This is a genomic window from Virgibacillus oceani, assembly GCF_014638995.1.
GTDB classification, from domain to species: Bacteria; Bacillota; Bacilli; order Bacillales; family Amphibacillaceae; genus Virgibacillus_E; species Virgibacillus_E oceani.
Map to the genome: position 1 here is coordinate 23,712 of NZ_BMFR01000029.1, position 6,398 is coordinate 30,109.

The window sequence follows — 6,398 nt, forward strand, 5'->3', positions numbered from 1 at the left end:
ATTGGACAGACGAAAAAAATATACACGAATGGTTTTAAAGGATAGCATTATGAAATTATTGAAGGAAAAGCAAATTTCTGCGGTTACAGTCAAAGAAATTTGTGAACTAGCCGATATCAACCGTTCCACCTTCTATGCACATTTCTCTGACCAGTTTAACCTTCTTGAGCAAATTGAAGAGGAACTAATCGAGGATATGAGTATGTACCTGAGCTCATACAATTTTGAGAAGGAAGATGACGCACTAAAAATGACGGAAAAATTAATTGAATACTTTGCTTCCAAGAAGGATGAATGCCAAACACTTCTTAATGAAAATAGTGATTCCTCCTTCCAGCAGAAAGTTATGGTCGTGGCTCATCGTTTCATTATGAAAAACTTAATGGGAGTTAAGCCTCTAGATAATGATATTTCTCAGTATCTCAGTTCGTTTATCATAAGCGGCAGTATTCAGGTAATGAAGGTTTGGTTGAACAATGGAATGGATAAATCTCCAAAAGAAATGGCTGAAATAATAAATAACATAATTAATAAGGGGATTTACGGATTGAGGTCATCTTAAATATGAATAGACGAAAATATATTTATAACTAACTCGTTTAAATTTGAAAACATATTGGTCTTTGGGCTCATAAGAACCTGCACCAGCCCCCACATTTAATACAGTTTTAACTTGACCTAGTGTTTTCAAAACAAAATCAGCAATTCTTGGATCTGTCTGCCGGTGACTGGTATATGTCTGTCCGTGTGTATCACAATTAATTATAGCTGAAGTCTTGAATATCCACTTTTACAATTGCCCCCTTATAAACATAATTATTAAATTACTTCCAGTGCATAATTTCGTCTGTCAATGTATTGGATACAAGTCCTATCAACCTTTTTCCCATCAGCCATATTGCTAGGCTAGTTCCCCACAGGATAAGTGCAGAGCCGAAACCAACTACAAACATATATGCATTTATCTGGTGTTCCTGCAGTGTGAAATTCAGGGGAACAAATAGTATTGTCATAATGGGAAGCACACATAGAAGTACACCCGTAAGATAGTAAATCCTAACCTGAAAAAGATTGGCCAATGGCAAAAAGTGAACACCGACAATAATTGCTATTACAGGAGGGATAAATTCGGTGTGACCAATAATGTTGCATACAGCAATCGTGACCACTATTGCCAAACCTTCTGCAGCAAAAACAATGTTAAACCAGAATCCTATTTTCTTCCCACGCCTCCCATCTCCATGTGGAACTTGATTCGGTAAATCACGCGATGCATATATAAGTAAACAACCACCAATAAGCAAAGCAACTCCAACTATTAGAGAAGCAACGAACAACCAAGGATCTCCCCAGCCTTGTAACCCGATTATCCCCGTATATGCCCACATAGTTCCAAAAAACGCCATAAACAGTACACCCGCTGCCGTTCCACGTACATCAGACCTGGAAACAGTTTTCAGTGTTTGTGCCATATTGGAACATTCCTTTCATTCTAGGGTTATCTTTCTCTTCATTATATACGAATTTTCTGCAATTAAAGTTCCAATTTCCTGATTTGTGAAAAAGTTTATTGAAATTATCGCTGGGCAGATAGATTTAAATGTATAAAAGAGCCTGGGACAAAAGTGTATTTACCAAAATAAAATCCGAACATAGTTGGTTCATACATACCGCTACGGAAATACACTACGCTAGTATGGTGAAATATTCGGCTTTGGGTTAAACAATTTAGTTAAGTCCCAGCCTCCGATTATTTTTGCAAATCATTCTTCCGCCTCTTTAGCTTTCTCAAATAAAGCCTCTGGAATCATTTCAAAGCCTTCAATCACTGTGTTTTCTTCTACTTCCACTACTAAGCAAATTTTTCCATCTAATTGAACTTGACGTACATATCTTAAATCCTGTGGACTAATGGAAATATCCGCTACTTTTGTTTTTATTTTTATTGATTTTGAGGAATATTTTGGTACAATGCTGCTTGCTTTAAACTCATATTTTTCATCATCAATCACAGTCTTAAATGCCTCTTCTACTTTTTCCGAATCAACCTCATTAACCCCACTGCTTTTTAAAACTTTTTCTACATCTTTGTAGTCCAGTTTAGGAATATCTTCCTCTTCATTCTCTTCTACAACTCGATGAATCTCCTCGTATACATTCGAAAGTGTGGATGTATTGATTTGATCTCCCGCTACTTTTTTCACAATTTCCTCAAAAACAATTTTATCCTCCTGAGCTGTCATTATTTCTTCAGCATTTAATACTTCTTCGATGAAATGATAGTTGAGTTCATTTGCCTTCCCTGCTGAATATAGTACGTGATTGACATCTGCTGCATTGTCCGTGAAGCATGGAAAAAGAAATCCTGAAATTGGAGCCTTCAAATTGATAATTGGATCAACCACAAAATTATACTTAAACTCCTTTTCCACATAATCAAACAGCAATTCTTTTTTCGGATCCTGCGTTTTATTCATACTGCACAAAATAAAGGAATTTGAATAAACCTTATCCCTTTCACTTTCCTCCGTTTCCTCATTACGGCGTTTCATCGGTTTCATATATTCTCCGCGAATAAAGGTTACAACAATATCCATTTCATATTGCTTATCCTTCAGCATTTTTTCTACAAGCTGAAGCATATACGTTTTCCATTCTTCCGTATCACTGCTATTTAGTGATTGATGAAGGATTAACTGGCTATTATTTTCCACATCGCGCTGGAATTTTAATTCAAATAATTTCTCGTCCAATTGACCGGAAAGCACCTTTTTAAAATTGCTCATAAATAACTCTTTCTGTTCCACTTCCAGCATCTCAAACGGGAGACTTTCCTGATGATAGATGTCACTGGATTCTTTCATAATGTACACATTAAAGATTTCATGGATTTTTAGTAAATCATTATTTAATTTAAATTGTTTGCGAATAGTTGCGATGTCTTTTTTATTCAAGTTTGTTTCACTCCTGAGTTGGTTGTCAGCATGTTGTTTTATAATATGCATTCTATTATTTTATCATAGATTGCGAGTATAAGATTCCACTAAATCTCTTAGATTCAAGGAATTTATTATCATAAAATCCTTTCGTAAAATTAATTTAAGATGATTGATTACCTTACCTTTTCCAATCCTATTCCCGTAAAATAAAATACCTCACAAACATTGTTGAAACAACATTTGTGAGGGTTTATCCAAGCCCGCTTCTTCCTAGTATTCAATTGCAACATCGAATTCATTTCTTGTATGTTGTTGACTTGTAACTGTCGCTATTAAATGATCTAATTCTATAATTACATGATCATTACTTACAATAACAACTGGTCTTCTTTTTCAATTTTTTAAACCAACAGTCCATATTTCTCCACGTTTACCTGTTTTACTCATCTTCCTTCCCCCAAAACATTTCTTCTTTTTCTTTTATGATTTGTTCTTTTGGAGGTCTGCTGTCAAAGTATATCAAATAATTTATTTAGTAATTTGATCCATTCCCCATTATCCATTGGACCAAATACATTTTCATACACACAAAATGGATTATTTAGCAGAGGCGCTGTTAAATATCAATTTAATCCGTCCCAGATCTTAAATAATGTGCATTTTTATTCACTTTATTGTAGCTTCATCAAATTGTCTAGCAACCTCAAGTATTGCTTCCTTATAATTTAAAAGATCATTTACTGTATCAATCTTAATATTAGTTCTGTTCACATCGTTTAATTGAATATACTTTTTTGAACTGTTAAAACCTAAACGGCAAATCCATTTTCTGATATTATCGTCTAATAATACATTAAAGTAACTTTTATTATCTCTATAAAATACTCTAGATGGTTCAATTTCCTCTTTAAGAATAAGTTTTACAAGAACATAACCTTCTATTTCTTCTTCTGTGGTATGTATTTCATCTTGAGGTGATCTTGTTTCATCACTTAGTTCAACATTTTCTTTTTCAATCTCAATAGCTGCATTAATATTTGGACTCCGGCTGCTGTCAGATGATGAATTTAAAGCCTTTTGCAGTTTGTCATTAACTTTCTCATTAACAAATTGATTCAATGACTTTTTCACTAGTTCTCTAAAATTATCAATAACTTTTTTTGTTTTTACACCCTGGTAAATGTCATTAAGAACAACTCTAATAAAATCTTCAGATGGTTCTTCCCATTGTCCAGTTAGATATTTTTTTATTTCCCCAGTATATTTCAATTCAGATGCAGTTGTTAATACATTTACTACATCGAAGTCATTTTTACGAAACTTTATCAATTCTAAAATATCAGCATCTTTTAGGTCCAGCATATTAATCACAAAGAATGGTTTCTGGTCCATTTTGTTTTCCTCTTCTAAATCAGTGAAAAATTTATACTCAATTCCATTAGTTAAGATCGCAAATTTTGCCTTAGTAGTACCAAAATATCTAAATAGTTGAGAGTCATGTTTTTTTAATTCCTCATTTACACTTTTGGCTTCAATTAAAATAACTGGTTCTTCTTCTTGCAAAATAGCATAGTCTATTTTTTCACCTTTCTTAATACCTACATCAGCTACATATTCAGGTACTAGTTCTTCAGGATTAAATATGTCGTACCCTAATGCTTGGATTAAAGGCATAATTAAAGATGTTTTGGTTGCCTCCTCAGTTTGAATATTTTCTCTTATTCTTTCAATCCTGCTACCTAGATTTTTGATTTGCTGCTTAAATTCCTCCACTAATAACTCACTCCTCATATAGATTTAATTTTAGAATATTCTACCACTTATTATATCAAACTATTATATTGTTGTATTTTATTTTTGATTCATCAATATTTCAATTTATTATAAAAATATTCATTTTTAATCTAAAGTCATTAGAATATTACTAGCATTGTACCGTATAATGGATAAAATCTACATATAGCAAAAAAAGACAGGAAATTAATCATCCTGTCTTTTTCTTTCAATAATATTCAACCTTTTGGTTTGATTAGAGTTGATACCGGTGGTCGGGGTCGAACCGACACTCCCCAAGGGGAACGGGATTTTGAGTCCCGCGCGTCTGCCAATTCCGCCACACCGGCATGTGTTGGAGGCGGTAACCGGATTTGAACCGGTGATAAAGGTTTTGCAGACCTCTGCCTTACCACTTGGCTATACCGCCATTTTGTAAAGTAATATGGAGCGGAAGACGGGATTCGAACCCGCGACCCCCACCTTGGCAAGGTGATGTTCTACCACTGAACTACTTCCGCAAAATGGCTGGGCTACCAGGATTCGAACCTGGGAATGACGGGATCAAAACCCGCTGCCTTACCGCTTGGCTATAGCCCAAAATAATTATATATAGAAAATGGGGCGACCGGTGGGGATCGAACCCACGAGTGCCGGAGCCACAATCCGGTGCGTTAACCACTTCGCCACGACCGCCATAATAAAAATGGCAGGGGTAGTAGGAATCGAACCCACATCAAAGGTTTTGGAGACCTTCGTTTTACCATTAAACTATACCCCTACTTGATCAGAAAAATATAAATGGTGGAGGGGGGCAGATTCGAACTGCCGAACCCTGAGGGAGCGGATTTACAGTCCGCCGCGTTTAGCCACTTCGCTACCCCTCCACATAAATATGGAAATAAAAAAAATTCAAAAATGGTGGCTCCGGACGGAATCGAACCGCCGACACAAGGATTTTCAGTCCTTTGCTCTACCGACTGAGCTACAGAGCCATTATGAATTAATAACTTTTGATATCCACTACATCAAAGAGTGGCGGTCCGGACGGGACTCGAACCCGCGACCTCCTGCGTGACAGGCAGGCATTCTAACCAGCTGAACTACCGGACCAAACTATAAAAATAATTTGGTTGCGGGGGCAGGATTTGAACCTGCGACCTTTGGGTTATGAGCCCAACGAGCTACCAGACTGCTCCACCCCGCGATATGAAAAATATTTTGTTTGAATGGTGGAGGATGCAGGGCTCGAACCTGCGACCCCCTGCTTGTAAGGCAGGTGCTCTCCCAGCTGAGCTAATCCTCCAAGTAAGTGGTGACCCGTACGGGATTCGAACCCGTGTTACCGCCGTGAAAGGGCGGTGTCTTAACCGCTTGACCAACGGGCCAATCATATTATTTTTAAAAAGTGGCGGAGAGCGAGGGATTCGAACCCTCGAGGCCGTGGTAACGGCCTACACGATTTCCAATCGTGCTCCTTCGGCCACTCGGACAGCTCTCCATGGCTCCACAGGTAGGATTCGAACCTACGACCGATCGGTTAACAGCCGATAGCTCTACCACTGAGCTACTGTGGAATGGAATATGCCTGGCGGCGTCCTACTCTTGCAGGGGCAATGCCCCAACTACCATCGGCGCTGAAGAGCTTAACTGCTGTGTTCGGTATGGGAACAGGTGTGACCTCTT

General features: G+C 37.2%; 4 protein-coding genes, 14 tRNA genes and 1 rRNA gene. 1 reads left to right on the forward strand and 18 read right to left on the reverse strand.

Going from position 1 to position 6,398, the window contains the following annotated elements:
- Position 1: 1 nt before the first annotated feature.
- Positions 2-562 carry a TetR/AcrR family transcriptional regulator gene (locus IEV74_RS18890; protein WP_229683258.1) on the forward strand — a complete coding sequence of 187 codons (561 nt, stop codon included), beginning with the start codon at positions 2-4 and terminating at the stop codon, positions 560-562.
- Positions 563-824: 262 nt separating this feature from the next.
- On the opposite strand, the gene IEV74_RS18895 is transcribed toward IEV74_RS18890, so the two are convergent.
- The 18 genes from IEV74_RS18895 to rrf form a co-directional block, all read right to left on the reverse strand.
- Positions 825-1,472 carry a hypothetical protein gene (locus IEV74_RS18895; RefSeq protein WP_188456913.1) on the reverse strand — a complete coding sequence of 216 codons (648 nt, stop codon included), beginning with the start codon at positions 1,470-1,472 and terminating at the stop codon, positions 825-827.
- A gap of 291 nt (positions 1,473-1,763) precedes the next feature.
- Complete coding sequence (locus IEV74_RS18900) at positions 1,764-2,954, reverse strand: DUF4317 domain-containing protein (RefSeq protein WP_188456914.1); 1,191 nt, start codon at positions 2,952-2,954, stop codon at positions 1,764-1,766.
- A gap of 651 nt (positions 2,955-3,605) precedes the next feature.
- Positions 3,606-4,712, reverse strand: coding sequence for a type I restriction endonuclease (locus tag IEV74_RS18905; protein WP_188456915.1), 1,107 nt, complete (start codon positions 4,710-4,712; stop codon positions 3,606-3,608).
- Between the two features lie 266 nt (positions 4,713-4,978).
- A tRNA-Leu gene (locus IEV74_RS18910) sits at positions 4,979-5,062 on the reverse strand.
- A 6-nt stretch (positions 5,063-5,068) separates the two neighbouring features.
- Positions 5,069-5,142: transfer RNA gene (locus tag IEV74_RS18915), tRNA-Cys, on the reverse strand.
- A 16-nt stretch (positions 5,143-5,158) separates the two neighbouring features.
- Positions 5,159-5,233 (reverse strand) — tRNA-Gly (locus IEV74_RS18920).
- Positions 5,234-5,237: 4 nt separating this feature from the next.
- Positions 5,238-5,312, reverse strand: a tRNA-Gln gene (locus IEV74_RS18925).
- Between the two features lie 20 nt (positions 5,313-5,332).
- A tRNA-His gene (locus IEV74_RS18930) sits at positions 5,333-5,408 on the reverse strand.
- A gap of 11 nt (positions 5,409-5,419) precedes the next feature.
- Positions 5,420-5,493, reverse strand: a tRNA-Trp gene (locus IEV74_RS18935).
- 21 nt (positions 5,494-5,514) lie between these two features.
- A tRNA-Tyr gene (locus IEV74_RS18940) sits at positions 5,515-5,599 on the reverse strand.
- 32 nt (positions 5,600-5,631) lie between these two features.
- Positions 5,632-5,707, reverse strand: a tRNA-Phe gene (locus tag IEV74_RS18945).
- A 41-nt stretch (positions 5,708-5,748) separates the two neighbouring features.
- Positions 5,749-5,825: transfer RNA gene (locus tag IEV74_RS18950), tRNA-Asp, on the reverse strand.
- 17 nt (positions 5,826-5,842) lie between these two features.
- Positions 5,843-5,919 (reverse strand) — tRNA-Met (locus IEV74_RS18955).
- Between the two features lie 23 nt (positions 5,920-5,942).
- Positions 5,943-6,018 (reverse strand) — tRNA-Val (locus IEV74_RS18960).
- 7 nt (positions 6,019-6,025) lie between these two features.
- Positions 6,026-6,100 (reverse strand) — tRNA-Glu (locus IEV74_RS18965).
- Positions 6,101-6,121: 21 nt separating this feature from the next.
- Positions 6,122-6,213 (reverse strand) — tRNA-Ser (locus IEV74_RS18970).
- Position 6,214: 1 nt separating this feature from the next.
- A tRNA-Asn gene (locus IEV74_RS18975) sits at positions 6,215-6,289 on the reverse strand.
- A gap of 9 nt (positions 6,290-6,298) precedes the next feature.
- A 5S ribosomal RNA gene (gene rrf, locus IEV74_RS18980) occupies positions 6,299-6,398 on the reverse strand; the annotation flags it as partial.